The following is a 25,769-nucleotide window of genomic DNA, read 5'->3' as shown; positions in this document are numbered from 1 at the left end:
GTGCACGATGACGACCCCGGCACAGCCCGACACGGGCAACGCCGGTGCCGCGCCCGACACGGGCACCGCACCCGAAACCGACCCGACCAGCGAGCAGACCGCACCCGGCACGGGTGACGTCGACTGGCAGGCCGAGGCCGAGAAGTACAAGGCCCTCGCCCGCAAGCACGAGCAGCGCGCGAAGGACAACAAGAAGGCCCTCGACGAGGCCCAGGCCAAGGCGCAACCCGCCGAGGGTGAGCCGGACTGGCAGGCCAAGGCCGAGGAGGCCGACGCCCGCGCCGACGCCGCCGAGGTCCGCGCCGTGGAACTCGCCTACGAGGCCACAGTCAACCGCGTCGCCCGCGACGTCGGAGCCGACGCCGAGGCGCTTCTGGACTCGCAGGCGTTCCGGGACGCCGTCGCCGAGGAGTTGGACGACGACTTCGACGACGACGACCTCCGCGAGGCCGTGAACACCGTCGCGAAGAGGTTCGTCAAGAAGTCTCGCTTCGCCGCCCAGCGGCCCGCCGGCGGGGCGTCTGGAGGCGACTTCACCGGCTCCCCGGGAGCGGCCGCATCCATCGACCAGCAGATCGCCGACGCGGAGAAGCGCCGCGACTTCACCACGGCGATCGCCCTGAAGCGGCAGAGAGCCGCGCTCAAGTAGAGGAGAAGCCACATGGCCGGCATCACCGGTATGGGCACGACCTACAACCTGCCCAACTACGTGGGTGAGCTGTTCGCGCTCACCCCCGACGACACGCCGCTGCTGTCGGCCATCGGTGGCCTGACCGGCGGCGGGGAGACCTCCGCCACCGAGTTCGAGTGGCAGACCTACGACCTGCGCGACCCGGGGCAGTCCCGGGTCCGGACCGAGGGCGCGACCGCGCCCACGGCCGAGGAGCGGGTCCGCGCAAACGTGCGGAACGTGTGCCAGATCCACCAGGAGAAGGTCAGCGTCTCCTACACCAAGCAGTCCGCGACCGGGCAGGTCACCACGCCCTCGTCGGCGCCGTACACCGGCGTCGCCGGGAGCAACCCGGTCGGGAACGAGCTGACCTGGCAGGTCCAGCAGGCGCTCAAGTCCGTCGCCCTGGACGTGAACTGGAGCTTCATCAACGGCCAGTACGTGCTGCCGACCACGAACGCCACCGCCCGGCAGACCCGGGGGCTGCTCGCCGCGATCACCACCAACAAGATCGCCAAGGGCACCACCGTCACCGGCGCGAGCTCGGCGACCGACACGATCACCTCCACCGCCCACGGCCTCGTGGACGGCGACAAGATCGTGTTCACCAACACGAGCACCGCAACCGGCATCGTCGCCGGCCGCGCCTACTTCGTCGACCAGCAGGACGTGAACTCCTTCAAGGTGTCCTCCTCGTCCGGCGGCGCGGCGATCACGCTGGGCACCGCGACCGGGATCTCGTTCACGAAGGTGTGGTCGACGACCCTGACCAGCGACCACGTCAACGACCTGCTGCAGCTGGCGTTCGACAACGGCGGCATCTCCGAGCAGGAGACCGCGACGCTGCTGGTCAACTCGATCCAGAAGCGGGCCGTGACCAAGGCCTACATGACCGCGTTCGGGCAGTACACCGAGACGTCCCGCAACGTCGGCGGCGTCAACGTCACCACGGTCACCACCGACTTCGGGACGCTGAACGTGATGATGGACCGGCACATGCCGCAGGACTCCATCGCGGTCGTGTCGCTGGAGGACCTGATGCCGGTGTTCCTCAACGTCCCCGGCAAGGGCCACTTCTTCGAGGAGGAGCTCGCCAAGACCGGAGCGTCCAGCGACGTGCAGCTGTACGGCGAGATCGGCCTGAAGTACGGGGCCGAGAAGCACCACGCGCTGATGACGGGTCTGAAGCTGTCGTGAGCGTCTACGTGAGGGGCGCCGGGGACCACCAGGCCGAGCGGATCCAGCCCGAGCCGGGCAGCGACGAGGAGGCGCGGCTGGAGGCCCTGGCCGCGGACCCGGCGTCGGGGTGGCGGCGTCTCGACGAGCTGAAGCCGGCCGAGAAGTCTGAGCCGTCCCGGCCGGCGAAGTCCGCGCTCAAGCCGGCGTGGGTCGACTGGGCTGTCGCCCAGGGCGCCGACCGGGCCGAGGCGGAGAAGGCGAGCAAGGACGACCTGATCGCCGCTTACGGTGGCGAGCCGGACGGCGGCCAGGGCGACGATCCGGCGCAGGGCGACCCAGGCGCCGGCGGCGAGGGCTGACCGGTGGCGTACGCGACGGCCGAGGAGCTGACCGCGTTCCTGGGCGGCTACGAGCCGCCCAGCGCGGACCGGCTCCTCGACCGCGCGACGCGCGACATCGACCGGCTACTCCTGTGCGCCGTCTACGACGCCACGAACGAGGACATCGTCGCGGCGCTGAAGACGGCCACCATGGAGCAGGTCGCCTACCAGCTGGAGCAGGGCAACGTGTCGGGCATCCGGCACGGGATGCAGCCCGGCGTGCCGACCGGTTCATCCGCGGGGGCGGTGGACCTGTCGCGCGGCCAGTCTGTAGGCGGCTCGACCGGCGGCCTGCCGCTGGTCGGCGACCAGGCGTTCGCGACACTCCAGGCCGCGCAGATCAGCTTCCAGGGGCCGATGCCGACATGACCACACGGCAGGAGATCCGGACCGGCGTCGCCCAGTTCTTTGGCGGCAGCACCTACGACGAGACGGCCAGGATCTACCGGCCAACACCGCTCGTCGCGTCGGGGCTGGCCGGCGTGCGGCCGTACTGGGTGAACCGGTTCGAGGACCGCGACTTCCTCGCCACCCTCGCGGCGGACCGTGGGATGGGCGCGGTCATGTCGATCCACATCGCTGGGGACTCGGAGCGCCGCATCGCGCTCGGCGGGCCCACGTCCGGGTTCAAAGCGCGGCCCGTGCAGCTGGAGCTGTGGGTGTTCCACATGGCCCGCACCAGCGTGTCCGAGACCGCGCAGGCCGACCTGGACGACCTCCTCGACGCGATCGTCGACCGGATCCACTCGGATCGGACGCTCGGCGGCACGGTCGTGGAGGCCGGCGAATCGCCGCGCGGCATCACCCGCAACACCGGCGCCGTCCCGCAGGTCGAGCCGGGGACGCCGCCGACGATCCGCCAGGAGGCAGTCATCAGCCTCGACGCCACGATCTACCCACAAGCGTGAGGACGAGCAGGTGAAGGCCACCTTCCACGGCGACGCCACCACGACGTACGCCGAGTACATCGACGTCGAGCACAGCCGCACCCTCGTGGCCGAGCCCGGCGAAACCTACGACATCGCCCCGGCGAGCGGCCACGTCCGCGAGCTGCCCATGCCGCCGGACGACCGCTGGACGCCCGTCAAGGCGCCGGCCGCGAAGAAGGGACAAGACTGATGCCGGTCATGCCGGGATCCCGGTCAGCGTTCGGGATCGGGAAGGAGACCACGCCGGGCACGCCCGTCGCGGCCACCTACTTCCCGCCGTTCACCAAGTTCGACCCGGTCGACAAGCCGGAACTCCTCATCGACGAGGGGTACCGGGGGTCGATGACGTCGCAGTACGGCGCCGTCCTCGGCCCGGCCGTGTCGGAGCTGGAGTTCGAGGGGCCGGGGTTCCTCGACGCGCTCGGCGCGCTGCTGAACAACGTCCTCGGGGACTACGCCGTGGGCGCCGCCGTATCTGGGGTGTTCCCGCACACGTTCGGGCTGCTCAACAGCGGCAACGGGCAGCCCCCCAGCCACACGTTCATCGACTCGCAGCAGCTCACCGCGACCGTGGGCGCGCGCGTGTACCCGGGCGCGGCGATCTCCGAACTCACCCTGTCCGGCAACGCCGAGGGCCTGTTCGAGGTGTCCGGGAAGGCGACCGCCTACCCGTCCGCGGCGGCCGGCGCCGCGATGACGAACACCCCCACCTCGGAGAAGATCATCCCGGCGTGGCGGTCCACCATGTCCATCGCCGGGGCGGCGACCCCGAACATGTCCGAGTGGTCCGTCAGCCTGGAGCGGGAGCTGGCGGTGACGCACACCGCCGACGGCACCCAGGGCCCCTACGTCATCGGCCGCGGCCCGCTGAAGGTGTCCGGAAAGCTCACGCTGGTGGCGCTGGATGAGTCGCCGCTGATCACGGGCCTGCTGACGAACCAGCAGCCCGCCCTGGTCATCACGGTCGACAGCGGCGGCGTGGCCGCGAACGTCCGATCCCTGGCGCTGACGATGACCAAGGCCGCCTACAGCGAGGCCCCGCAGAAGCGGGACACCCTCCTCGGCTACGACGTCGCCTTCGAGGCGATGGCCAACTCCACCGACGCCGCCTCGTCCGGGGGCCTGTCGCCGATCAAGGCCGTGCTGAACAACGCGGTCACCACCTACGCCTAACACGACGAGAGAGGTCTTCCATGCAGACCTACCGCATCACCCTGCCCGAGTGGGACGAACACCCCGGCGTCGAGCAGTGGGCAGAGCTCCGCGCCGCGTCCACCATGCGCGCCGGGGACGCCAAGGCGCTACGCCGAGCTGTCCGGCTCGGCGTGAACACCGGCGGAGGCTGGGACCGCACGTTCTCCATGGGCGACGCCGACGCCCGCACCGACGCGCTCCTGACCCGCGTCATCGTGAGCTGGTCGTACGAGGCGCACGGGATCGCGCTCCCGGTCGCTGACCCGGCGTCGCTGGACGAGATCCCGATCGACGCGTGGGAGGCGCTCCGCGAGGCCATCGGCCCGCACGAGGAGGCCCTGGATTTCAGGAACCGGGCGACGACGAAGTCACCGCCCGGCGACTCCTCCGCCTCAAGAACCATCTCCGGGGCCGTGGAGTCCCCGGACACGAGCCAGACGACCAGCTCCTAGACGTCGCCCGGTACGCCGGGTTCGCCGACGCCTACGGGTGGACGCCGGACCAGGTGGACGCGCTGCCGGTCGACGTCGAGCCGTGGCTCATCCCCGTGCACAACCTGATCAGGGAGGTACAGGATGAGTCCGAGCGGCGACAGGCTCCGCGAGATGGCCCGCCGGGCTGACCGGGGCGGCGCGGCGGCGGCCGGCGCGATGGCCCGCGAGGCCAAGGACGGCATCCAGGAGACCCTCGCGAGGCGCTCGCACGCGCGCGGCACGCCTACGCCGTCTCCGCCCGGGCAGCCCCCGGCGAAGATCTCTGGGCGCCTCCGTGACCACGTGGTCGTGGTCCGGGCGCGGCAGGAGGGCGCGCACAGGTGGGTCTCGGCGGCCGGCCCCAAGGACGTGGATTACGCGCGGATCCAGGAGAAGGGCGGCGTCGCCGGCCGGAACCACGCCTCGACGCTGCCGCCGCGCCCGTACGTGCTGCCGACGGTGATGGATCTGCGCGCGTCCGGCCGCCTCCGCGAGGTGTCCGTCAGGGCGTTTGAGGCGGTCGTGCATGGCCGGTGACATGCCCGATGTGGTCGAGCGGTTCGTCGCCGACGTCGGCGAGTACGTCCGGAACCTGGAGCGGGCCGCGCGGGAGGCCGACCAGTTCGGCGACCAGAACGAGACCGCGCGCGAGCGGGTCACGCGGTTCGGGCACAGCGCGGAGGAGGCCGCCGAGCGCGCCGCCCGCGCCCAGGCCGCGGCCGCCCGCGAGGCCGAGCGGCTCGCCGAAGGCACCGGCGACGTCGAGCGCGCCGCCCGCGCGGCCGCACGCGCGCAGCGGGAGCTGGAGCGCGCGGAGATGGCACAGTCCCGCGCCGCACGCGCAGCCGCCCGGCAGGCCGACAACGAAGCCGAGCAGTACCGCGAGCTCGCCCGGGAGGCGACCCGCGCCGCCGCCGCCGAACAGCTCGCGCAGATGCGTGCGTCCGGGCAGATCCGCGAGCACAACGAGCTGATCAGACGGCTACGCGAGCAGTACGGCGACCTCGGCGGCGACAGCGACCACACCTTCCGGGAGATCGAGTCCCGAGCCCGGCAGATGACGGGCCAGGTGTCCGGGCTGCTCGGCAAGATCCCCTTCAAATTCCAGGCGGCACTGCTCGCCCTGCCGCTCATCGCCGCGGTGGCCGGCGCCGGGATCACCCTCGCGATCGGCGGCGCCCTGTCCGCCGTGGCGATCATGGCCGCGTCGAAGTCCAAGGAAGTCCAGGGCGCCTTCTCCGACCTGAAGAAGCACGTCGTCAGCGACCTGCGATCCTGGGCGAAACCCTGGGAAGACACCCTCATCCACATCTCCGGGTTCGCGCGGGACGCCTTCGACGCCCTCGGCCCGACCTTGAAGAACGTGTTCGCGCAGCTGGCGCCGAGCGTGGAGGCGTTTGCGCGACAGTTCGCTGGCGCGCTGGTCCGCTTCGCCCCGATGATCCAGAAGTTCAGCGACGCGTTCCGGGCCGTGCTGTCCAACCTCGGTCCCAGGATGGACGAGATCCTCGGGAAGCTGTCGGACGGGCTGTCCGAGGTCGCCGACGCCGTGGAGGACAACCCGGAAGCCTTCGCCGAGTTCGCCACAAACCTGGCGACCGTCGCCCAGGCCGCGGCGTACCTCATCGGGATCTTGACCCGGCTGGAGGCAATCAACCGGGTGCTGCCGAGTGGCCTGTCGATCTGGAACAAATTGGGCGACCAGTTCGATCGGCTGACCTCCTCGTCGCGCTCGTCGGCGGCCGCGCAGCAGCAGGCGGCTCAGCAGGCCGCTGCCGCGCAGCAGCAGGTCGCCATGAGCACCGGCCGGGCGAACGATGCGCAGACCCGGTCCGGGATCCTGATGAAGCTCGCCTCACAGAGCGCCAAGCAGCTGAAGGCGTCACTCGACGAGCTGTCCGGCAAGGAGCTGTCGAGCCGGGAGGCGGCGGCGCAGTACGGCACGGCCGTGATCGCGCTGAACAAGAGCCTGAAGGAGAACGGCAAGAACCACGGGTTCGCCACGGCGAAGGGCATCGCCAACGAGCAGGCCCTGGACTCCCTCGCGCAGTCCGCGCAGCAGACCGCCGTTGCGATGCGCGACAACGGCGCCTCCGCCAAGGAGGTCGCCAAGTTCATGGAACGCTCGCGCGCCAAGTTCGTGGAGTCCGCGAAGGCCGCCGGCTACACCAGCTCGGAGGCCAACAAGCTGGCCGACAAGCTGTACGGGGTGCGGAACGCGGCGAACAAGATCCCCGCGAAGAAGCACACCAAGGTCACGGCGGACACCAAGCAGGCCACCGGGACCGTGCAGAGCTTTATCAACTGGGTGGGCCGTCAGGTCGCCCGGATCAACATCAAGTCCGTGTGGCCCTTCGCGAACGGCGGCCTGGTCGGCGGGCTGGCGAACGGCGGCCCGGCGGAGACCGCGCAGCGCATCTCCGGGAGCGTCGTCCGCGGCGCCGGGACGGGCACCTCGGACAGCATCCTCGCCCGCCTCTCCAACGGCGAGTTCGTCAACACCGCCAAGGCCACCAGGATGTTCGGGCCGGTGCTGGCGATGATGAACCGCGTCGCCGGCGGCGCCAGCGGCAAGGCCGCGCAGGACGTCTCGTCGATATCGGAGACCCGCAAGGGCGCCATGTCGGTGGTGAGCCAATCCCAGGCCGTCCGCGCGCCCATGCCGACGTTCGCCCCGCTGCGGAAGGCACCGGCGCCCGCCCAGGTGTTCGTGACCAACAACCACTACACGGTTCAGGGCAGCGTCTGGGCGGAGCAGGAGCTGTTCAGCGTGCTACAGCGGCAGGCCGCACGGAACAATGTCCGTAACCCGGGCCTGGCCCAGTTCGGGGGCCGGTGATGGCGCTCAGCGTCCCGCAGGACTGGACAGGGTCCGGTGCCCGCGACGATGTGCGGGTCGGTGTGCAGCCGACGGCCGGGAACTGGATCATCGCGACGATCGCCTACCGGGCGACGGACGGGTCCGCGCCGCTCGCCAGCGTGGCGGACCTGGCGCGGAACTGGTGGGTCCTGCTCGGCTCCGCCAGCAGCGCGACGACGGGCATGCGGGTGGAGGTGTGGGCGTGCCCCGCCGTCGACTACGCCGCGTTCCCGCTGGACATCGTCTACACGGCGGTCAGCCACATCCACGCCGATGACGTCGGCTCGGTCTGCGTCAACGTGTGCGAGGTGGCGGGGTTCGCCAACAACTTCCCCACCCTCGTGTCGGTGACACCGCTCACCGCGACCGCTGCGACCTCCCTGGCCATCCCGATGCCGGCGCCCGGCAAGAACGTGTTCGTCCTCGCCGCGGCCGCCACCGACAACGCGGCGGTCGCCGTCACGGCGCCCGGTGTCGGGTGGGGAACCCTCACCGCCGTGCAGCGCACCGGCCCGGACGTCAAGCTTGTCCCGGCATGGACGGCCGTCAGCACCACGATCACGCCGTCCTGGTCAACACCGTCCGCCGTCAACTGGACCGGGGTCGTGGTCGCGGTCGCCGAGACCGGCACCGTGTGGCCGCAGCCGAACCCGAACTGGCCCGCCACGCGGCTCCAGCTCGGCGCGGTGGTGGGGCAGGAGACGCCGCTGCCGCGCGTGCCCTGGACCGACGTCACCAGCCGGTTCGACGGCCTGGTCGGCGCCGAGCGCGGCATCCAGTACGAGCTCGGCCGCCCCCAGGCCGGCCGCGCCACGTTGCAGCTCCGCAACTTCGACGACGCCATCACCCCGGCCGCGGCGGGGACGTACGACCTGTACACGCCGTATCAGCTGCTCATGGCCTGGGGCAGCCCAGCCAAGGTGTACCCCGTCTCGTCCGGCTACGTCGAGCAGTATCAACGCCGGTGGGAGGACCCGCACCACGGCTACGTGGACGGGTCGTGCGTGGACGCGATCGCCACCCTCGTGCAGGACGTCCCCACCCCGCTGCGGGGCGAGATCCTCCGCCACACCCCATCGCACTACTGGCCCCTGGCCGACCCGCAGGGCTCCACCAACGCGATCAACATTTCCGGCCGGTCGTACACGCTGCTGAACCTCGCCCGCTCCAAGTACGGCGCCGCGGACGCGTCCGCCGACTTCGGCGCGCAGACCACGATCGACGGGGACGCCGGGTCCGGGTGGGAGCAGCAGGGCCTGGTGGCCGCCGATTCGAAGGTCGGATACGCGCTGGTCGGGTCGGACTACGGCGGCGGATTCCCCGCCATCAGCGGCGGCGTCACGATCTTCGGGCTGGTGTTCGTCCCGCTCGACCTGAACGCCCAGCCCGACACCGGGATCACGTTGTGCATCCTGCGGTCCCAGGACGCCCGCAACGGCAGCGTGATCAAGTTCGGCATAGAGACCGGGCTGGGGCGCCCGCAGATCACCGTGTGGGACAAGGACACCGCCGCGTCCACCACCACGACCGGCGTGAACAACATGGCGCAGGGCTTCTTCATGCCGTGGGTGCTGCGGTTCAACCGCACCTCCTGGCGCGCCGCGCACACCGTCCTGTCCGGGGAGATGTCCGGATCCTGCGACCTGCCGGACGAGTTCGTGATCCTCAGCGTCGGCGGGGAGGCCGACCAGTACTACAACGGCAACTCCGGGAACCTCACCCACGCGCACATCGCCGTGTGGGACCGGCAGCTGACCGACGGCGAAGTCAACCAGCTTCTGAACCAGGCCGTGTACGGCTGGCCCGGCACCGAGTTCACCCACCAGCGCATCCAACGGTTCATGGCCACCTCGCAGGCCCTCACCCCCCGCGCCCTGGACTCCTCAGCGACGCTCGGGTCCGCGGACGCCACCACCGGCACCCTCGCCGAACGCGCCGCCGACTACGCCGACCAGGACACCGGGCTGCTGTTCGGTGACGGCACCGGCTACCTGCGATTCCGGTCCAACTCGCGCACCAACCGGCAGGCCGTCCGATGGACCCTCGGCTCCAACACCGGCGCGGGGGAGATCCCCTTCGCCCCGGACGCCTCCCCGGGCATGGGCCCGACCTACCTGTTCAACCGGATCCAGGTCGAGAACCACAAGGAGCACACCTTCTCCGGGACCGGGCAGGCGATCTCCCAGTCCTACCCGGACGTTGTCCACTCGGCCGTGGATGTGGAGGCGGCGCAGCGGTACGGGTGGCGGCCCATGGACCGGCAGACGTTCCTGTACGACCCTGCGTCGGCGTTCGGGCTCGGCGAGTGGCTGCTGGCCCAGTACAAGACCCCCAGGTTCCGGTTCGAGACGGTCACCGTGGACGCCAAGGCGTATCCAGCCGCGTGGCCGCTCGTCCTGAGCGTGGAGGTCGGGGACCTGGTCACCGTGGTGCGGCGCCCGGTCGGGCAGGCGGCCGTGTCGGTGGCGTGCCGCGTCATGTCCGTCAAGCACGACATCAGGTTCGGCCGCGGCCAGGTGTCCGCACAGGTCACCCTCAGCTTGGCGGCGGCGTTCCCGCCCGTGCTGCTCCTCGGCTCGGCGACCAAGGGCCGTCTCGGCTCCAACACCATCGGATGGGGATGACGTGCTGCTGACCATGCCGTCCGGGCGAACCATGGGCGCCCCCATCGCGACCCCGACCACCTTCACCGACCTCGCCCCCGCGGCGGCCGGGTCGGCGGTCACCGCCAACGACCTGGAATACAACGTCGGCGCCGCAGTCGCCCTCCACCGGCGGACCGCGTTCTTCCAAGGGCTCGCCGGCGCCCAGAACATCGCGACCTCGACGTGGACGCCGATCAGCGTCGGGGAGATCGTCGACTATCACGCCGGGCACTCCGACAGCTCGAACCCGTCCCGCGTCGCCGCCGACAGCACCCCCGCGGGCGACGACTGGTACCTGTGCGTCGGCATGGTGCCGCTCGGGTCGGCCGCCTCCGGTGCCGGCATCGCGGGGTTCCGCCTGAACGGCGGCACCATCTACGAGGGCGCGAAGCTGCCGCTCGGGTCCGGGCACGCGGCGACGATGATGGCGTGCGAGTTGCTCCGCGTCCAAACCGGGTCGTCGCAGTACGTCGAGATGATGGCCTACCAGAACTCTGGCGGCACCATCGCGACGCAGTCGAGCACCACGAAGGTGCCGCAGTTCGCGATGCGGTGGGCGTGCTCGAATACCGGCGACCTCGTGGCAGCCCCGTCCTTCCCGCGGACGTGGACGGCCGATGACCTGCTGACCGCGAGCCTGGCCGGCGCCGGGCAGGTGCCGCTGAACACCCACATCCGGGACGTGGTCCGGTGGCTCCGGTTTCCGCCGGCGGCGCGGGTCGACTCCCGGACCACGACGCAGACGCTCACCTCCGGGGCGTGGACGTCGATCCAGATGCCCGCCGGGTCGTTCGACAACTACGACGGCCACTCCACCGTCACGAACAACACCCGCTACACCGCGCCCCGGCCCGGCCTGTACTTCGTGTACGGGCTCGCCGCCGTCAACGAACCAGTCGGCGCCACCGGGTACAGGGCGTCCCGCCTGGCGGTGAACGGGACGACTTTCTACGCGGGCACCTCCTGCGAGCCGGGCCCCTCGTCGCTGGGTACAGCGCTGCCCGCGTGCGCGCAGATCCGCCTGAACGCGGGCGACTATGTGGAGATCCAGATGCGGCCGCAGGGCAACAACGTCACCGTCAAGTCCGGGACCGGGGACAGTTCGCGGCTGATCGTCGTGTGGCGGGGCCTGTAGATGGCGCCCTACACCTTCAGCGACGACTTCGAGACCGGGCCGCCGCTCGGGGCGACCTGGAGCAACGAGACGGCCGCCGTGGTCGTCACCCCGGCCGCGGCGTTCACCGGGACCTACGGGGTTCGGCAGACCGCCACCGTGTCCACCGCCGGCGTCATGAGCCTGTCGGACACGACCCTGCCGGACGGCTACCCGTACGCGATGGTGGAGTGCGACGTCCGGCAGATCGCCCACACCTCGGGGAACTCGCCCTGGGTCACGATCCAGAACCGGACCGGCGTGGATCATGCGGACCTGTTCGTGAACTACACCGCCGACGGCCGCCTGTGGTGGGACATCAACAACGCCAACAACGCCCAGGCGGCCATCACGCCGGGGCAGTACTACCACCTGCGCGCCGTCGTCTACTTCGGCGGCACCACGTGGTGGCTGAAGGTGTGGCTGGACGGGTCGGAGATGCCGCCCGTGATGACCACGGGCAAGACGGCCAGCGACGTTCGCGCCATCCATTTCGGGGGCTTCGGGCCAGAGGAGAACACGAGAGATTTCGACAACGTCAAGGTCACGCTGTCGATGTTCGACCCGTCGTTGCCGCTCGCCCCCAAGGTCCCGGTGTTCCTGCCCGGCGTCCCGGTCGGCCAAGACGTGGTGGACGTGTTCAATACCCAGGTCCGTGACCCGCTCGCCGCGATCCTGAAGCCGCCGAACTTCCGGGCGCGCCGCACCACCGCCCTGACCGTGGCCGAGGGCACCACCCAGGCCCTGACGTGGAATCAGGTCGACGAGGACCCGTACGGCGGCTGGGCGGGAAACAACAGCCCGGCCGAGCCGACGAAGTGGATCGTCCCGCCGGGTTGGTACGGGTGGTGGCAAATCACAGCCGCCGTGTCGCTGTTCGGGACCGGCGCGGCCGGCCTCGTGGTCATCCCGAGCATCGCCGTCAACGCGGGCGCGGTCGACATCGGCGTCATCTACGAGGGCCAGGAGGTGTTCGTCCCGACGAGCACGTCGAGCGCCCCGAAGCTCGCCGCATCGTCGTGGTGGGTGTACGCGGGCGAGGGCGACTTCATCGAGCTCCAGCTGTGGTACTCGACCGAGTCCGCGATCACCGCGGTGGACACAACAGCCGGCTTCGAATGCCGACTCGAACTCATCTGGGACGGGGTCTGATGACCGACGACACGTCATCGGGAACCGAGCTGGCGATGCTACGCGGGGAGGTCATGACGGCGCTCGCGCGGATCGAGGGCGACATCCGCCTCGTGCTCCAGGAGCAGCAGCAGGCCGCCCGGCGCACCGACGACCTTCAGGCCGACGTCCGCCGCCTGGACGATCGGGTCGACGAGATCGACCGGACCAGGGTGACGCGGGACGAGCTGGACGCCCGGGATGCGCGGCTGCGCGCGGAGGCGGCCGAGCAGCGGGCGGCGGACCAGAAGCGCGCCGATCGGAAGATCAACATCACGGCCATCGTCGTCACGGTCGTGCTCGGCGTCATCAGCGGCGCAATCGGCGTCGTCGCGATCATCGTCAACTGAGGAGGGTCATGGGTCAGGAAATCGAGCCGATGCCGCCGGCGCCGCACGACCGCGCGCAGGCGACGGAGGCCGACGAGGAGACCGTCCTGGAGGGCCTGTACGGGCCGCCGGACGGCTACGGCATCTTCCGGGAGGTGGCCGGCTGATGGGCACCGCTGCCGGGATGCTCGCCGAGGCGCGCAAGTGCCTGGGCATGACGGGCCGCCCCAACAAGATCACCCGCGAATACGCGTCCCGGCACGGGGACGAGTACCTGCGCGCGGCGTGGTGCGACATGGGCGTGACCTACTGGGCGCGGCACAGCGACAACGCTGACGCTGTCCTGCCGGCCGGGGACCGCGCCTACACGGTGAGCCACGCGCAGGACTTCAAGAACGCCGGGCGCTGGCACGCCGGGACGACCGCGAACGTCAACGAGGCCAAGCCTGGCGACGTCGTGTTCTTCGACTGGGGCGCCACCAACGTCATCGGCGCGATCGATCACGTGGGCCTCGTCGAGAAGGTGCTCGGCGGCGGGCGACTCCAGACCATCGAGGCAAACACGAGCGACGGGGTGCGCCGCCGCGTGCGCTCGGCCGACGTGATCGCCGGTCTGGGACGACCGGACTACAGCGGCAGCGGATCGTCCGCCGCCGGGGAGGAGGACCCGTTGATCGGGTTGAAGAAGGGCGACGAGGGCCAGGCCGTGAAGGCCCTCCAGGAGCTGATCCGCGCGGCCGGGCAGGGCGCCACGCTCGGCAAGACGGACGGCGAGTACGGGCCGAAGACGGCCGAGGCACTGCGCCTCGTGCGCAAGTCGGTCGGGTCGGAGGCCGGGCCGAAGTACGGGGATCAGGTGGACGGGTGGGCCTTCGCGCAGCTGCACGCCGCAGTCGCCCGTGTGCAGGGCAAGCTCACCCTGAAGGCGGTGTGATCGTGCTGCGGATCAGCAAGTACTGGAAGGGCGTCATCGCCGGGTGCGGCCCGGTGCTCCTCGCCGTCCAGGCCGCCGCCGATGACGGGTACGTGGACGCCGGCGAGGGCATCGTGATCGGTATCGCCGTGCTCGTCGCGCTCGGCGTCATCGCCACCCCCAACAAGACCACCGACGCTGACACGCTGCCCGGCTACCGGCAGCCCTGATCGTGGGGCGGCGGCCCCCGAGGTCGCCCCACGTGAACGGCCCCGTCTCCTTCGGGAGGCGGGGCCGTTTCGTCATGTCCGGAGCACCTCGACCAGGTCGGCGGTCGTGAGTCCGGCGCGGGTGAGCACGAGCTCCAGCGCGGGAACGCTCGCGCAGTAGTCCACCAGGCACCGATGCTGCCGGGCGCGGAGCACGGGCCGCCCGTCGAGCCGGATCAGCTCGACGTCCCAGCCACGAGGCCCTACCCACCGCATGAAGACAGGCTACGACCTGCGGAAACATGCGGGCCCCCCTGGTGACCTGCGCGGATTCCTGACCTATCGTGAACGCATGTTCGACGACTGCCCGGTCTGCCTCCGCAAGCTGGAGCCGGGCCAGGTGATTCGCGGGTGGGCGCCGTGCACGTGCTCGGGGGCGTGGGGCGAACACAAGGGACACCGCACGCTGCAATGCTCGTTCTGCTTGGCCAACAAGGTCGAGACCGTCCGATACGCGCCGTACCACCCGCACCTCGGCGGGCATCCGAACCGGCGGTAGACGGGCTTGGAGAGGGCGGTGCGGCCTGCCTACATAGCGAAGCGCCCCCGCTCTCCTTGAAGAGGGCGGGGGCGTTCCTCGTCGTGCTCAGTGGCAGTTCCGGTCCGTGCCGACGACGGACATGAGCACGATCGTCCCGCCGGCAAGCCACTGGCTGTAGGACGGCCAGCAGCCCGTTTCGATCGCGCGCAGCGCACGGTCCCCGCGGTCTTCGCGGCTCACCCAGTCGGGGACCGGGTTGAGCGCCTTCTCGCACGCCTGGTCCCATTCGCCGAGCAGCCAGTCCCGGGCGTCCTTCGGCTCGCCGTGGGTGGCGGCGATGAGCCGCGCCGACTTGTTCAGCCATTCGACCGTCCGGACGGGCGGCCGGTCCGGGGAGTTCAGGTCGAGCGTGTCCGTCCGCATGATCCGGTCCCATTCCTGCCCGCTGCCCGACCACCGGTAGCAGTGGAAGTGCGTCGGCTGGACGGTCGACGGCTTGGTCGTGTCGGGCGCGATCTGGTGCATCTAGCGCGTCACTTCCCGCCCATGTCGTTGCACTCCGGCGGGCAGCACGGGGACCGCTCGCCGTGCCAGAACGCGACGTCCACCCGGTACCCGGTCGCCTCCAGCTGCGGGATGGTCGCTTCCAGGGCCGACCCGTCGAGCATGGCCTCGTCCTGGTAGGGGACGTGGTGGATGTACTCGCCCGCGTGCGCCTGGCAGAAGTCACCGTACGCCTGTGACCTGAGGATGAACGCGTGCCATGCCGGGTCGACGGGGGATGTCGGGACGATCCGCGTCCACGGGCGCTGCTCGCGGCGGGCCTTGACGATCTCGGCCTGGGCCTTCAGGAAGACGAGGGCCTGGCCCATCATCCGCTCGGCGTACTCGCGGGTGACGTGGTGGTACCTGCGCAGGTCCTCGACGAGGAAGTCCCACACGTCCGGCGGAACGAGCTCGCGCGGGTCCTTGGCGGCTACTTCCGCCCGTTCGGTGGTGATGGTCATCCTTGACCTCCCGTGGCGCGCCTCATGGTTGGAACCGCGGCCAGGGCGTGCGCGCGTGCTGCCCGGGCCGCGGGGTCGTAGGGGGCGGCGGGTCGACTGGAGTGCCGTTCCGCGAGCCGCCGCCCCGGCTCACCGCTGCATGAACCGCTCGGCGACCTTCAGCGGCTCAGCGGCTGGCAGGAACAGCCTCCGCACCCGCCCGTAGGCGTGGCCGCGCCACCAGCCTGGCTCCCCTTCGAGGGCGTAGAACGCGCCGATGACGTCCCCGGACGGCTCCTCAGCGACGATGAACACGCCGTTCTTCCCGTACACCTTCCGCCCGCCGTCAGTCATCGCAGCTCCCGGGCGCGCCGGCCGCGTTTCGTGGCTGTTTAGGGGACAGCGCATCCACGCGACCGGCACGCGTCGAGTCGCACGGCCCCCGCCAATCGGTTCCCGGGGTGTCCGGGCGGGCGGCCGCACGACGATCAAGGGGTGCGGTGACGAACATGTCACCGCCCGTCTCCACTTGTCTACCCTCATGAGGGGACGGGGAGCTACGTAGCGACACGTCTACGTTGCGAAGGTGACCAGCGTGGACCTGTACGGGCCCGATCCGATCTACCAGCAGATCGCCGCCGTCATCCGGGGACGCATCGAGGCCGGCGTCTACTCGCCGAACCGGCCGATCCCTTCCGAGACGGCGCTGTGCGAGGAGTTCGACGTCTCCCGGAAGACGGCGCGTGAAGCCGTCCGGGCCCTGCGGGAGGCCGGGCTTGTGCAAACCGTGCGCGGGAAGGGCTCGTACGTCCTGGGCGATTGAGCTCATGCCGCCAACCTCCGCCGCGCCGCCATGATGGCCTGGCCGAGCCGGTCCGGGGTCGCGCCCTGGACGAGGGCATGCTGGTCGACCAAGGCCCACCAGCGGCGGGTGAAGTATCCGAACCACACCACGGCTCCGTACTGGTCGCAGATCCGGCGGGCCTCGACAGCCCGGATCGGCTCGGGGTCGATGACGGCAGTGTTCTCCAGCGGGCCGAGCGTCATCGCTGCCTCGCCTGCTCAGACATTGATCCCGCTCCCCGGGCCCGCGAGCAGCGTCCGGCCGTCCTCGCGTGCGCACAGACGCCGCTCAGTCAGTTCATCGGTGGCCTGCTGAAGCTGGTGGCGCACCCGGATGCCGGCGCAGACCATGAACAGCTCTTCCCAATCGTCGTGCTCGACGGCCAGGGAGCGGTCGGTTTTGTGGACGGCGCGCCAGCGGCCGCCGTCCAGCATGTACACGTCGAACCCGGTTATGGCCCGGTTCGAGGTGGCCACCGGATCTGGGGGCTGAAGATCGGATGCGCTGTCACCCATGACCGTGACGCTAAGCAGCAGTCATGTGACGGGTCTACGAGTGTGCAGATGTGTGCAGCACTACAGCGCCGCGAGCGCGTCCCGGATGAGCGCGCGCGCCTGGTCGCCGTTCACTGCCATCCCGGCGAGGACGTCGAACGCCTCGCCGTACTGCCGCACCTCGCCCGGCGCCGTGACCCGCAGCGCCCCGGACACGAACTCGGCAGACACGAGCTCGTCGTCGAACATGAAGAACATCTCGACGGGGCGGAGCAGCGTCCGGTCCGCGTCGAGCGGGACGATCCCGAGCGACACGGCCGGGAGGTCCATCACGGCCAGCAGATGTTCGAGCTGGGCGCGGAGGACGTCCGGGCCGCCGATCCGGTACCGCAGCACGGCCTCCTCCAGGAGGACGGCGAACCGCCGGCCCGCCCTATGGATCACGTCCTGCTTGGCGACACGGACGGCCGTGGCGGCGTCCACGTCGTCGACCAGGCCGCGGCGCCGCTGCACACCGGTGAGGAGTGCCCGGATGTACGGCTCGGCCTGCACGGGCCCTGGGACGAGCCACGGGGAGTAGATCCGGAAACGGCTGGTCCGGTCCCAGAGGGGCAGGACGGACTCCTGCGCCTGGCGGAGCCCGGCGCGCTCCATCCGCCGCCACTCGGTCCACATGGAGTCGGAGGCGACGAGCGCCGCAACGAGCTCCTCGGCCTCATCGTCGGCGCCGCATGCTCGGCACCACTGCCGGATGTCGCCGGCGGACGGGGCGGTGACCGCGTGTTCGAGCTTGCTCACCTTCGTACGATCCCAGCCCGTTGCGTGCGCGAGGGCAACTCCGGTCAAACCGGCACCGACGCGGATCTCCCGTAGCCGGTCCGCGAGGCCCTGCCGGGCGGCCTGCGCACTGGATGACGAGGGCACGAGTTACACCTGGTAGTCCTGATGGTCGATGCCACGGTGCCATGCCGCCTCGAACGCTGAGCCGCACAGCTTCACCACGTCGGGGTCAGTGACCAACTCCCGGCCAGCCACCTCGCCGTCGCCGGTGTAGTGGCTGAACAGCACAGCCTTGCTGTCCACGATCCAGCAGTCGGTGCCCGGCAACGCGAGCGTGGCCGCACGCGGGCGCGGCAGCCACCGCACCTGTTCGCCGGCTGCGATGTTGCCCGCGGTGGTGGCGTGCTCGAACCGGATGTAGTCAGAGACGGGCTCGGACACGATCCGGGCCCGCCAGACCAGCACGCCGCGGCCGGTGACCTCCCGAATCAGGTCCAGCCACGGCCGCGGCGCGTCGTATTCGGCGAACCGGCCCTCCTGCCACGCCTGATACCAGGGGTCGGAGGTCATGTAGCCGTCCCGCATCTCCAGGCGCCGCGCGCTGCGTTCTGCGCTGGCGACGAAATCGACGGGGGTAGGTACGGTCACCGGCCGTCCTGGAAGAACTCGGCCATGTCCGCGGGGAACCGGATCACCAGCTCGCCGGGCGGCACGGCGTCCTTCCCGGCCTTGGGGAGCAGCTGCTCACGGACGAGGGCCTCGTCGACGGCGTACCCCTGCATGAAGTATTCGCCCGTGCTTCGGCTGCGCCAGACGGTGGGGCTGTCGCCGTCCGGGCTGCCGCCCCACTTGCCGAGGTACTCGATGTCATCCATGGTCGTCCTCCCTGATGGTGTGCATGGGTGTCCGAGCGTCGCCCGACCGTGCACGCAGGGTCAAGCCGTTCAGCCCATCCCGTGATCGATACACCACGTGCCGATCTTCGTCGCACCCGTCTGCGTGGTGACCATGTCCAGGCGTGACCCGGTCGGTGCGTACTTCTCCGCGAGCTCTCGCAGCGCGGTGACATCGCTTGTCGACGCCACGGACACCGCGTCCGCCGCCGCTTTGTCCGAGGCATCATCTGCGCCGGCGAGCGCCTTCTTCGCGTACCCGCACGCCCGCACGGTCGCCTTGTCGAAGGACACGGACGGCGGCGGGGTGGGCGAGCTGGCGGCCGCCGGCGCGCCGCTCTCACCGCATCCGGATGCCAGGAGCGCCGCCGCGGCGACGGCGAGCAGAACTCGAGACCTGCGTACCTGATTCATGCGGATGCGACGCCCGCGGGGCCGGGCCGGTGTGCCGTCCGTCCGGGTCCGGTCAGCCGGCCTACATGTAGCCGATCACGCCGGCCAGGTAGATCAGCGTCGCGCACCACGCCGCCAACGCCGTCCAGCCGAGCGCCCGGCGAAGGCACCGCCGCCAGATCTCCGCAACCGCCGAACGGCGCGCGGGCTCGTCGTCGTAGAAGAGGAATCTCGGCCGGTCAGGTGACGGTCTCGACCGTAAGCTCGCCGTCCGCGTACTGACGCCGCAGAGTTGTTTTGGAGAACTTGCCGACGCTCGTCTTCGGCACTTCGGCGATGAACGCCCAGCGCTCCGGAACCTGCCACTTCGCGATCCTTCCGGCGAGGAACTCCTTCAGCCGCGCCGCTGAGACGTCGGCCCCGTCCCGGAGGACCACGGACGCGAGCGGCCGCTCCTGCCAGCGGTCGTCGGGGACGCCGACCACGGCCGCCTCGACGACGTCCGGGTGCGCCATCAGATGGTTCTCCAGCTCCACCGACGAGATCCACTCGCCGCCCGACTTGATGACGTCCTTCGCCCGGTCGGTGAGGACGAGGAAGCCGTCCGGCGACATCGTCCCCACGTCTCCGGTGCGCAGCCACCCGTCGTGGAACTTCCCGGGGTCCTCGTCGAGATGGTAGGCGCCGGTGATCCACGGCCCGCGGATCTCGACCTCCCCGACGGCCTCGCCGTCGTTCGCGAGCACGACGTCGCCGTCGCCCACGATGCGCATCTCCAGCCCGGCGAGGACGCGGCCCTGGCTGACCCGCGCCCGCCAGACCTCTTCACCCGTCGCCTTGACAGGCGGGTGCGCGACGGAGGCGACCGGTGACGTCTCCGTCATCCCCCACGCCTGGACGATCCGGACCCCGATCTCGTCGAACCCGCGCATCAGCGACTCGGGCACCGCGGACCCGCCGCACGGCACGAGCCGCAGCGAGCTCAGATCGGATCCGTGCTCCCTGGTGTACCGCAGCACGTCCGACCAGATCGTCGGCACCGCGCCCGCGACCGTCGGACGCTCGGCCTCGATGAGCCGGACGAGCGGCTCCGCCTGCAGGAACCGGTCCGGCATGATCAGCGGCGCGCCCGCCATCAGCGCCGCATAGGGCAGCCCCCACGCGTTGGCGTGGAACATCGGCACCACCGGCAGGACGATGTCGGACGCGCTCAACCCGATCGCGTTGCCCGTGCACGTCGCCATGGAGTGCAGGTACGCGGACCGGTGCGAGTACACGACGCCCTTCGGGTTCCCGGTCGTCCCGCTCGTGTAGCACATCGCCGCCGCCGACCGCTCGTCGATCTCCGGCCAGTCGAAGTCCGCGGGCGCCGCCGCGAGCAGGTCCTCGTAGTGGTGCAGCTCCTTGCCGGCGCCCTCCAGCGGCGCGGTGTCGCCCGCCCCGACCACGATCACGTGCCGGACGGTCTTGAGCTCCGACAGCACCGGCGCCAGCAGCGGGATCAGCGACCCGTCCGCGATGACGACACGGTCCTCGGCGTGGTTCGCGATGTAGACGAGCTGGTCCGGGAAGAGCCGCAGGTTCAGCGTGTGCAGGACGGCCCCCATCGACGGGACCGCCAGGTACGCCTCCAGATGCTCGGTGTTGTTCCACATGAACGTGGCGACGCGATGGTCGCCGTCCACCCCGAGCGCGCGCAGCGCACCCGCCAGCCGGGCGGCGCGCTCACCGACCTCCGCGTAGCTCCGCCGCCGGGCCCCGTCCCCCGTCCACGTCGAGACCTCGGCGTCCCCGAACACCCCGGCCCCGAACCGCATGATCGTCGTAATCGTCAACGGAAAGTCCTGCATGGTGCTCCACACAGCGCACCTCCAGCTCGCAGCGGTTCCAGACAGTTTCCCCCAGGGACACGACCCCCGGAAGCCCCGTCACGAGCCACGTCGAACAAAGGGCCCTCTGGGCTAATACAGCTCGCGGAGTCGGGTCATGGCTCGGGAGACGGTGGATTTCACGGTGCCCACGCTCACGCCCAGGACTTCGGCGATCTCGCGCTCGGACATGTCCTCGTAATAGCGGAGCATGACCGCGAGGCGCTGGCGTTCGGGGAGGCGGCGGAGGGCGCGGCCGAGGGCGTCGCGCATCTCGCTGCGGTCGGTGTGGTCGTCCACCGGGCGGTCAGGCAGCTGGTCGGTGGGGTAGACGTCCAGTTTGCGGCGGCGCCACCAGGAGATCTGGGTGTTGACCATGGCCCGGCGGACGTAGCCGTCGACGGCGGAGCGGTCCTCGATGCGGTCCCAGGCGACGTAGGTCTTGGCGAGGGCGGCCTGGAGGAGGTCCTCGGCCTCGGTACGGTCACTGGTCAGCTGGGTGGCGGCGCGCAGCAGCACCGCGCCGCGTTCCGCCACGTACTCGCGGAACTCCTCGTGCCGTGTTCCGCTCACTCCATCACCGGACCAGGGGTTGTGGAGCCGCCGCCGACTCCCGGTACGGTCGACGATCGCATGGCGACCGTAATTTCGGGTCTACAGAAAATACATATCCGGGTCAACCAGTGCATAATCTTCAACCGAGGTAGATCAGACGTCCTCCACTGGCTGACTTATCGCGACAAATCCGTCGACAGCGGGGTCACCGGCCGTGACTCTTGACTCACTGTCTTAACAGCAGTCGCCCAGCGTGACGATGATCGATGCCGGAGAGCCGCGATGCCGCCTTCCCAACGCCGTGAAGTGCGCCGCCGCCACCGCGAGGCGGTGTTCGGGGCCGCTCAGCGTCCGGCCGCCGGCGGCCGGAGCGCGGTCGGCGGGATCGTCCTCGACGCGAGCCCGCACCTGCTGGTCCTCGCCGCGGGCGGCACGGAGGTGCGCCTCGCGATGAGCGAGGACACCGTGGTCTGGCACGGCGGGCGCGGGGGCCTCGCCGCGCTCCGCCCGGGCCGCCCCGTGGTCGTCCGGCACAGAACCCCCGGCATCGGCTTCGCCGAGCGGATCTGGGTCGGCATCGGCCGGGTCAGCGGCACCATCGTGGCGTGCGGACGGGACACCGTGGAGGTGGACATGGGACCCCACCGCGGGCGCGCCCATGTGGTGATCCCCCCGCACGCCCTCGGACGAGTGCTGGTCCGGCATCCGCGCCTGGAACCCGGATACCTGATCGACGTGATCTGCGTCCGGTCCCCGGGCGGGCCGCAGGCGGTGCGTCCCGGCACGTCGCAGCCCGGGTACCGGGTGGAGGACCTCGCCGCGCCGGAGTCCGCCGCGCCCGTGCCGGAGGTCCTGCGCGGGACGGCGACCTGGTTCGGGGGCGTCGAGGGGGAGGAGCGGGACGGGGCGTCCTACCCGGCGGTCGATTCCGAGGGGGACGCCGGGGGATGCGCGGACGCCCCGTCCGGCTGTGTGCCCTTCCCCTGCCTGTCGCTCGGCAGCGAGGTCACCGTGCGCAACGAGTGCGCGGGACGCTCCGCGCCGCTGCCGGTGATCGAGTGCGGCTGCACCGCGGCCCGGTTCTGCGACCGGTGCGTGGAGTGCGGCGCGTCCCCGCGTGGGCGGATCGTGGAGCTGACACCGACCGCGTTCGCGGGGCTCGGCGGCGAACTGGAGGCCGGCTGCTTCAACGCGGCCGTGACGGGGCCATGGTGACGGCGATCCAGAACACGCAGGTGCTGCTGCTGGCGGCGGTGCTGCTCACGGCGTGCGTGGCGAAACTGGCCCTGCGCGAACTGCCGGCGGACGCGCCCGACCACGTGCACGGCGTGCCGGTGCCGGCCGGGCTCGCGCGGCTGACGGCGCTGCGCGGCAGCCGGGGGATGACGGTCGGGCTCGGCATCGGCGAGGGCGGCCTGGGCCTGGCGCTGCTGATGACCTCCCATCTGTCGGTGCGGCTCGCGACGACGGTGGCGTTCGCCGCCGCGACCTGGGTGGTCGGTGAGCTGCGGGTGCGGAGGCCGGACGCCGGATGCGGCTGCTTCGGCGCGCTCAGCGGCAAGAAGGTGGACCGCAGGAGCGTGCTGCGGGCGGTGCTGTTCACCTGCGCGGCGGTCGCCTCGCTCGGCGCGCCGCACGCGGGCGTGGACGTGCTCCGGAACGTCCAGGCGCTGGTCGGGCTGGTGTTCGCGATCGAGCTCGCGCTGTTCGCGGCGTTGTCCCCGGAGCTGGCGGAGCTGGCCGGGCGACGCCGGACGCCGCGCGACGCCGTCCCGTGCGAGCGGCGGCGCAGCCCGATGTCCGAGACGTACGCGACGCTCCACGACAGCCGCGCGTGGGTCGCGCACGAGAACGTGATCGCGAGCGCCGTGCCGCTGGACGTGTGGCGGGAGGGCTGCTGGCGTTTCGTGGTCTTTCCGGCCCGGCTTCCGGGCGGCCGGGACGTGGAGATCGTGTTCGCGGTGTCGACCGCCGCCCGCGACCGGACGGTCCGGTCGGCGATCGTGGCGCCGGAGGCCCCCGCCATCGAGCGCCTTCTCGGACACGTCCACTAGCCGGCCGGCGATTCCCGGCGGGCCGGCTCGGCTCAGAAGAACGGCTGCGTGCCGTTCCCCCGCGCCTGCCGGGCGAGGAGCCGCCGCGTCCGGGCGCGCAGCATTCCCCGCAACCGGATCATGTGCCGGTTCTCCGAGGCGAGGACCGTCGGGCGGCCGCCCTGATCCTGCCGCATCGCGGACTCGTCGTAGCCGACCACCAGGGCGCGGATCTCGTTCTCGCCGAGAAGTCCGTCGTCCGCCTCGTGGCCGCCGAGCCGGCCTCGCACTGCCATGTGTCCCCCGACATCGCCAGATGCCCGCCGCGGGTCGCCAGTGGTCTCGTACCCGGATGACCGTGGACGGCAACGCGCAGGGCGTCGTCAATTCACCAGTCGGTTCCGGCGTCGTCCTCTTCCGTGTCGGACGAGTAGTCGCCGTCGTCCGGCATGAACGCGCCCTCCGGCTGCTCTGCCCGGCCGCCCTGTTCCTGCTGCATCGCCGATTCGTCGTGCATGGAGAACGACGGTTCGTCGTGCATGGAGGAGGACATCTGGTCGCGGCTGCCGTACTCGTCCTCGCTGGAGAATTCGTTGTCCGGGTCCTGGCCACGGAATCGGTCTGTCATGTTTCCCTCGGCTTCTGCGTCCGCGCCCACCTATGGGCGCACGGCGTGGGTCTTACCCACTTGACCTCGGGAACACCCAGGCCGCTCAGCCTCGCTCTGCGAGAATCTAGGGCTTTATACAATGAATTCTAGAAAGCCTTAGAGAAGCCCAGAGGGCAGGCGAGCGGAATCTACGGCTTTCTACGGCTATCGCTAGAGAGCCGAATATTCGCCGGACGACAGTACTCACTGCGGCTTTCTATCGTTCTCTAGCGTTTTCGCTAGAGAACGCGATAGCGCGGTAGGTCAGGTGGGCTGGGAGCGGAGGAACTTGCCGAAGTGCGGGACGGTGAAAGCGACCATGCCGCGCTCGGCGCTGTAGATGAGGCCCTTCTTGATGAGCCCGTCGCGGGCGGGCGACAGGCTGGACGGTTTGCGGCCCAGTTCGTCGGCGACGGACGCGGTGGGCACCGGGTCGTCGCCGAGCAGGGCCATGGCGCGCATGTAGTCGCGCTCTGCCGGCGTCGCGCGTTCGTAGCGGCTGCCGAAGAAGCCGACGGCGAGTTCGCTCTCCGCCTCCGGCGCGGCGACCTTGATGTCGTCCGCGGTGATCGGGGTGTCGGGTGCGACGTCCCAGACGACCTTGGCGTACGCCTGGACGAAGTAGGGGTAGCCGTCGGCCGCGCCGTACAGCGCGTCGAGGGCGTCCTCGGTGAAGGTGACCTCCTCGCGCTCGGCCGGGGCGAGCAGCGCGAAGTCGGCCGACTCGCGGTCGAGCCGGTCGATCCGCGCGTACCGGAAGAGCCGCTCGGAGTACGACTTGCTCGCCGACAGGACGGCGGGCAGGTGCGGCAACCCGGCACCGACCACGATCAGCGGGCCGCCGACCTGGGACAGCTCGTGGCACGCGGCGCACAGCGCGGACACGTCGTCGGCCGGGATGTCCTGCATCTCGTCCACGAACAGGGCGATGCCGACGCCCACGTCCGTCGCGACGGACGCGGCGTCCACGAACAGTTCGGTGAGGTCGATCTCCAGGTCGCCGGAGTCGGCGCGTCCCCGCGCGGCGGGCACGTCGATGCCGGGCTGCCAGCGGTGCACCCGCGCCCTGCCCTTGCCGGACGGCTCGGGCTCCGCCTGCGCGAAGGCCTTGAGCACGCCGAGGAAGTCCTCGATGCGGTCGGGCGCGCGGTGCCGGGGCGCCAGCTCCCGGACGGCCCGGTGCAGCGCGGACGCGACCGGCCGCCGGATCGACTGGTCCGGACGGGCCTCGATCTTCCCCGTCCCCCACAGCCGCTGGATCGCCATCGACCGGAAGGCGTTGAGCAGCACGGTCTTGCCCACCCCGCGCAGCCCGGTGACGATCATGCTGCGCTCGGGACGGCCGCGGGCCACGCGTTCGAGCACCACCTCGAACTGCTTGAGCTCGCGGTCGCGGCCGGCCAGCTCCGGAGGGCGCTGCCCGGCGCCCGGGGCATAGGGGTTGCGCACGGGGTCCACGCTCTCGGACTCTATGAGGCGATATAGCTGCGGCCGTAGATTTGCGTAGAAAACACTGCGGCGTGTCGCGCGCGCCCGCCGCCGCCCGCAGTGCGCGGGAGCTTCGGCCCCTCTCATGGCCGTGGCCACCATGTCGCCTCCCCGGGCGAGCGCGTTCGAACAAACCCGTCG

General features: G+C 70.8%; 36 protein-coding genes. 21 read left to right on the top strand and 15 right to left on the bottom strand.

Features of this window, described 5'->3' with window-relative positions:
- The first annotated feature begins 7 nt into the window (after positions 1-7).
- The 17 genes from ACQPXG_RS01175 (at position 8) to ACQPXG_RS01095 (ending at position 14,125) form a co-directional block, all read left to right on the top strand.
- Positions 8-649: a hypothetical protein gene (locus ACQPXG_RS01175; RefSeq protein ID WP_433465709.1), complete on the top strand. Its 642-nt coding sequence runs from the start codon at positions 8-10 to the stop codon at positions 647-649.
- Positions 650-661: 12 nt separating this feature from the next.
- Positions 662-1,867, top strand: a complete 1,206-nt coding sequence (locus ACQPXG_RS01170) for an SU10 major capsid protein (protein ID WP_433465708.1) — start codon at positions 662-664, stop codon at positions 1,865-1,867.
- Positions 1,864-2,208 carry a hypothetical protein gene (locus ACQPXG_RS01165; RefSeq protein WP_433465707.1) on the top strand — a complete coding sequence of 115 codons (345 nt, stop codon included), beginning with the start codon at positions 1,864-1,866 and terminating at the stop codon, positions 2,206-2,208. Before ACQPXG_RS01170 ends, ACQPXG_RS01165 begins: the two co-directional genes overlap by 4 nt.
- Before the next feature lie 3 nt (positions 2,209-2,211).
- Positions 2,212-2,598 carry a hypothetical protein gene (locus ACQPXG_RS01160; RefSeq protein ID WP_433465706.1) on the top strand — a complete coding sequence of 129 codons (387 nt, stop codon included), beginning with the start codon at positions 2,212-2,214 and terminating at the stop codon, positions 2,596-2,598.
- A complete protein-coding gene (locus ACQPXG_RS01155) occupies positions 2,595-3,137 on the top strand; it encodes a hypothetical protein (RefSeq protein ID WP_433465705.1) in 543 nt (180 codons plus the stop codon). Before ACQPXG_RS01160 ends, ACQPXG_RS01155 begins: the two co-directional genes overlap by 4 nt.
- Positions 3,138-3,147: 10 nt before the next feature.
- The gene (locus ACQPXG_RS01150; RefSeq protein WP_433465704.1) at positions 3,148-3,348 is read left to right on the top strand and encodes a hypothetical protein; all 201 of its coding nucleotides are present in this window, start codon (positions 3,148-3,150) and stop codon (positions 3,346-3,348) included.
- Positions 3,348-4,331: a phage tail tube protein gene (locus tag ACQPXG_RS01145; RefSeq protein ID WP_433465703.1), complete on the top strand. Its 984-nt coding sequence runs from the start codon at positions 3,348-3,350 to the stop codon at positions 4,329-4,331. The genes ACQPXG_RS01150 and ACQPXG_RS01145 overlap by 1 nt, the downstream gene beginning before the upstream one ends.
- Before the next feature lie 20 nt (positions 4,332-4,351).
- Complete coding sequence (locus ACQPXG_RS01140; protein ID WP_433465702.1) at positions 4,352-4,804, top strand: hypothetical protein; 453 nt, start codon at positions 4,352-4,354, stop codon at positions 4,802-4,804.
- Between the two features lie 123 nt (positions 4,805-4,927).
- A complete protein-coding gene (locus ACQPXG_RS01135) occupies positions 4,928-5,362 on the top strand; it encodes a hypothetical protein (RefSeq protein WP_433465701.1) in 435 nt (144 codons plus the stop codon).
- The gene (locus ACQPXG_RS01130; protein ID WP_433465700.1) at positions 5,352-7,664 is read left to right on the top strand and encodes a hypothetical protein; all 2,313 of its coding nucleotides are present in this window, start codon (positions 5,352-5,354) and stop codon (positions 7,662-7,664) included. Before ACQPXG_RS01135 ends, ACQPXG_RS01130 begins: the two co-directional genes overlap by 11 nt.
- A complete protein-coding gene (locus ACQPXG_RS01125) occupies positions 7,664-10,309 on the top strand; it encodes a hypothetical protein (protein WP_433465699.1) in 2,646 nt (881 codons plus the stop codon). Before ACQPXG_RS01130 ends, ACQPXG_RS01125 begins: the two co-directional genes overlap by 1 nt.
- A 1-nt stretch (position 10,310) precedes the next feature.
- Entirely contained in the window at positions 10,311-11,465 is a 1,155-nt protein-coding gene (locus tag ACQPXG_RS01120; protein WP_433465698.1) for a hypothetical protein, read from the top strand.
- On the top strand, positions 11,466-12,635 hold the full coding sequence (locus tag ACQPXG_RS01115; RefSeq protein ID WP_433465697.1) for a hypothetical protein: 1,170 nt from the start codon (positions 11,466-11,468) through the stop codon (positions 12,633-12,635).
- Positions 12,635-13,003, top strand: a complete 369-nt coding sequence (locus ACQPXG_RS01110) for a hypothetical protein (RefSeq protein WP_433465696.1) — start codon at positions 12,635-12,637, stop codon at positions 13,001-13,003. Before ACQPXG_RS01115 ends, ACQPXG_RS01110 begins: the two co-directional genes overlap by 1 nt.
- A gap of 8 nt (positions 13,004-13,011) precedes the next feature.
- Positions 13,012-13,149 carry a hypothetical protein gene (locus ACQPXG_RS01105; RefSeq protein ID WP_433465695.1) on the top strand — a complete coding sequence of 46 codons (138 nt, stop codon included), beginning with the start codon at positions 13,012-13,014 and terminating at the stop codon, positions 13,147-13,149.
- On the top strand, positions 13,149-13,916 hold the full coding sequence (locus ACQPXG_RS01100) for a CHAP domain-containing protein (RefSeq protein WP_433465694.1): 768 nt from the start codon (positions 13,149-13,151) through the stop codon (positions 13,914-13,916). The genes ACQPXG_RS01105 and ACQPXG_RS01100 overlap by 1 nt, the downstream gene beginning before the upstream one ends.
- A complete protein-coding gene (locus tag ACQPXG_RS01095) occupies positions 13,913-14,125 on the top strand; it encodes a hypothetical protein (protein ID WP_433465693.1) in 213 nt (70 codons plus the stop codon). The genes ACQPXG_RS01100 and ACQPXG_RS01095 overlap by 4 nt, the downstream gene beginning before the upstream one ends.
- A gap of 72 nt (positions 14,126-14,197) precedes the next feature.
- On the opposite strand, the gene ACQPXG_RS01090 is transcribed toward ACQPXG_RS01095, so the two are convergent.
- Positions 14,198-14,380 (bottom strand): hypothetical protein, encoded by a 183-nt coding sequence (locus ACQPXG_RS01090; RefSeq protein ID WP_433465692.1) that lies wholly within the window; start codon positions 14,378-14,380, stop codon positions 14,198-14,200.
- Between the two features lie 76 nt (positions 14,381-14,456).
- Here ACQPXG_RS01090 and ACQPXG_RS01085 point away from each other — a divergent pair, with 76 nt between their 5' ends.
- Positions 14,457-14,663: a hypothetical protein gene (locus ACQPXG_RS01085; RefSeq protein ID WP_433465691.1), complete on the top strand. Its 207-nt coding sequence runs from the start codon at positions 14,457-14,459 to the stop codon at positions 14,661-14,663.
- Positions 14,664-14,750: 87 nt separating this feature from the next.
- Here ACQPXG_RS01085 and ACQPXG_RS01080 read toward each other — a convergent pair whose 3' ends face one another.
- The 3 genes from ACQPXG_RS01080 to ACQPXG_RS01070 form a co-directional block, all read right to left on the bottom strand.
- Positions 14,751-15,170 (bottom strand): hypothetical protein, encoded by a 420-nt coding sequence (locus ACQPXG_RS01080; protein WP_433465690.1) that lies wholly within the window; start codon positions 15,168-15,170, stop codon positions 14,751-14,753.
- A gap of 8 nt (positions 15,171-15,178) precedes the next feature.
- Positions 15,179-15,652, bottom strand: a complete 474-nt coding sequence (locus ACQPXG_RS01075; protein WP_433465689.1) for a hypothetical protein — start codon at positions 15,650-15,652, stop codon at positions 15,179-15,181.
- A 129-nt stretch (positions 15,653-15,781) separates the two neighbouring features.
- Positions 15,782-15,985, bottom strand: a complete 204-nt coding sequence (locus ACQPXG_RS01070) for a hypothetical protein (RefSeq protein ID WP_433465688.1) — start codon at positions 15,983-15,985, stop codon at positions 15,782-15,784.
- A gap of 232 nt (positions 15,986-16,217) precedes the next feature.
- On the opposite strand from ACQPXG_RS01070, the gene ACQPXG_RS01065 reads away from it, so the two are divergent.
- Entirely contained in the window at positions 16,218-16,454 is a 237-nt protein-coding gene (locus tag ACQPXG_RS01065; protein ID WP_433465687.1) for a GntR family transcriptional regulator, read from the top strand.
- A gap of 2 nt (positions 16,455-16,456) precedes the next feature.
- Here ACQPXG_RS01065 and ACQPXG_RS01060 read toward each other — a convergent pair whose 3' ends face one another.
- The 8 genes from ACQPXG_RS01060 to ACQPXG_RS01025 form a co-directional block, all read right to left on the bottom strand.
- On the bottom strand, positions 16,457-16,678 hold the full coding sequence (locus ACQPXG_RS01060; RefSeq protein WP_433465686.1) for a hypothetical protein: 222 nt from the start codon (positions 16,676-16,678) through the stop codon (positions 16,457-16,459).
- Between the two features lie 15 nt (positions 16,679-16,693).
- A complete protein-coding gene (locus ACQPXG_RS01055) occupies positions 16,694-16,990 on the bottom strand; it encodes a hypothetical protein (protein WP_433465685.1) in 297 nt (98 codons plus the stop codon).
- A 60-nt stretch (positions 16,991-17,050) separates the two neighbouring features.
- Positions 17,051-17,893 carry a helix-turn-helix domain-containing protein gene (locus ACQPXG_RS01050; protein ID WP_433465684.1) on the bottom strand — a complete coding sequence of 281 codons (843 nt, stop codon included), beginning with the start codon at positions 17,891-17,893 and terminating at the stop codon, positions 17,051-17,053.
- Positions 17,894-17,896: 3 nt separating this feature from the next.
- Complete coding sequence (locus ACQPXG_RS01045) at positions 17,897-18,397, bottom strand: DUF6879 family protein (protein ID WP_433465683.1); 501 nt, start codon at positions 18,395-18,397, stop codon at positions 17,897-17,899.
- Complete coding sequence (locus ACQPXG_RS01040; protein ID WP_433465682.1) at positions 18,394-18,624, bottom strand: hypothetical protein; 231 nt, start codon at positions 18,622-18,624, stop codon at positions 18,394-18,396. The genes ACQPXG_RS01045 and ACQPXG_RS01040 overlap by 4 nt, the downstream gene beginning before the upstream one ends.
- Before the next feature lie 69 nt (positions 18,625-18,693).
- Positions 18,694-18,936 (bottom strand): hypothetical protein, encoded by a 243-nt coding sequence (locus ACQPXG_RS01035; RefSeq protein ID WP_433465681.1) that lies wholly within the window; start codon positions 18,934-18,936, stop codon positions 18,694-18,696.
- 338 nt (positions 18,937-19,274) lie between these two features.
- On the bottom strand, positions 19,275-20,885 hold the full coding sequence (locus ACQPXG_RS01030) for a long-chain fatty acid--CoA ligase (RefSeq protein WP_433469881.1): 1,611 nt from the start codon (positions 20,883-20,885) through the stop codon (positions 19,275-19,277).
- A gap of 111 nt (positions 20,886-20,996) precedes the next feature.
- Positions 20,997-21,476 (bottom strand): SigE family RNA polymerase sigma factor, encoded by a 480-nt coding sequence (locus ACQPXG_RS01025; protein WP_433465680.1) that lies wholly within the window; start codon positions 21,474-21,476, stop codon positions 20,997-20,999.
- A 264-nt stretch (positions 21,477-21,740) separates the two neighbouring features.
- On the opposite strand from ACQPXG_RS01025, the gene ACQPXG_RS01020 reads away from it, so the two are divergent.
- Both ACQPXG_RS01020 and ACQPXG_RS01015 read left to right on the top strand, forming a co-directional pair.
- Positions 21,741-22,673: a hypothetical protein gene (locus ACQPXG_RS01020; RefSeq protein ID WP_433465679.1), complete on the top strand. Its 933-nt coding sequence runs from the start codon at positions 21,741-21,743 to the stop codon at positions 22,671-22,673.
- Positions 22,667-23,512, top strand: a complete 846-nt coding sequence (locus ACQPXG_RS01015; protein ID WP_433465678.1) for a MauE/DoxX family redox-associated membrane protein — start codon at positions 22,667-22,669, stop codon at positions 23,510-23,512. The genes ACQPXG_RS01020 and ACQPXG_RS01015 overlap by 7 nt, the downstream gene beginning before the upstream one ends.
- 32 nt (positions 23,513-23,544) lie before the next feature.
- Here the strand turns inward: ACQPXG_RS01015 and ACQPXG_RS01010 are convergent, their stop codons facing one another.
- From ACQPXG_RS01010 to ACQPXG_RS01000, 3 genes are all read right to left on the bottom strand, one after another.
- Positions 23,545-23,787 (bottom strand): hypothetical protein, encoded by a 243-nt coding sequence (locus ACQPXG_RS01010; protein WP_433465677.1) that lies wholly within the window; start codon positions 23,785-23,787, stop codon positions 23,545-23,547.
- Between the two features lie 92 nt (positions 23,788-23,879).
- Positions 23,880-24,119, bottom strand: a complete 240-nt coding sequence (locus ACQPXG_RS01005; protein WP_433465676.1) for a hypothetical protein — start codon at positions 24,117-24,119, stop codon at positions 23,880-23,882.
- Between the two features lie 285 nt (positions 24,120-24,404).
- A complete protein-coding gene (locus ACQPXG_RS01000) occupies positions 24,405-25,589 on the bottom strand; it encodes an ATP-binding protein (protein WP_433469880.1) in 1,185 nt (394 codons plus the stop codon).
- Positions 25,590-25,769 lie beyond the last annotated feature (180 nt).

The organism is Spirillospora sp. CA-128828 (genome assembly GCF_050945415.1).
Taxonomy (GTDB): domain Bacteria; phylum Actinomycetota; class Actinomycetes; order Streptosporangiales; family Streptosporangiaceae; genus Spirillospora.
Note: the sequence above shows the minus strand (reverse complement) of the source record. Positions and strands in the feature narration are given on the sequence as shown.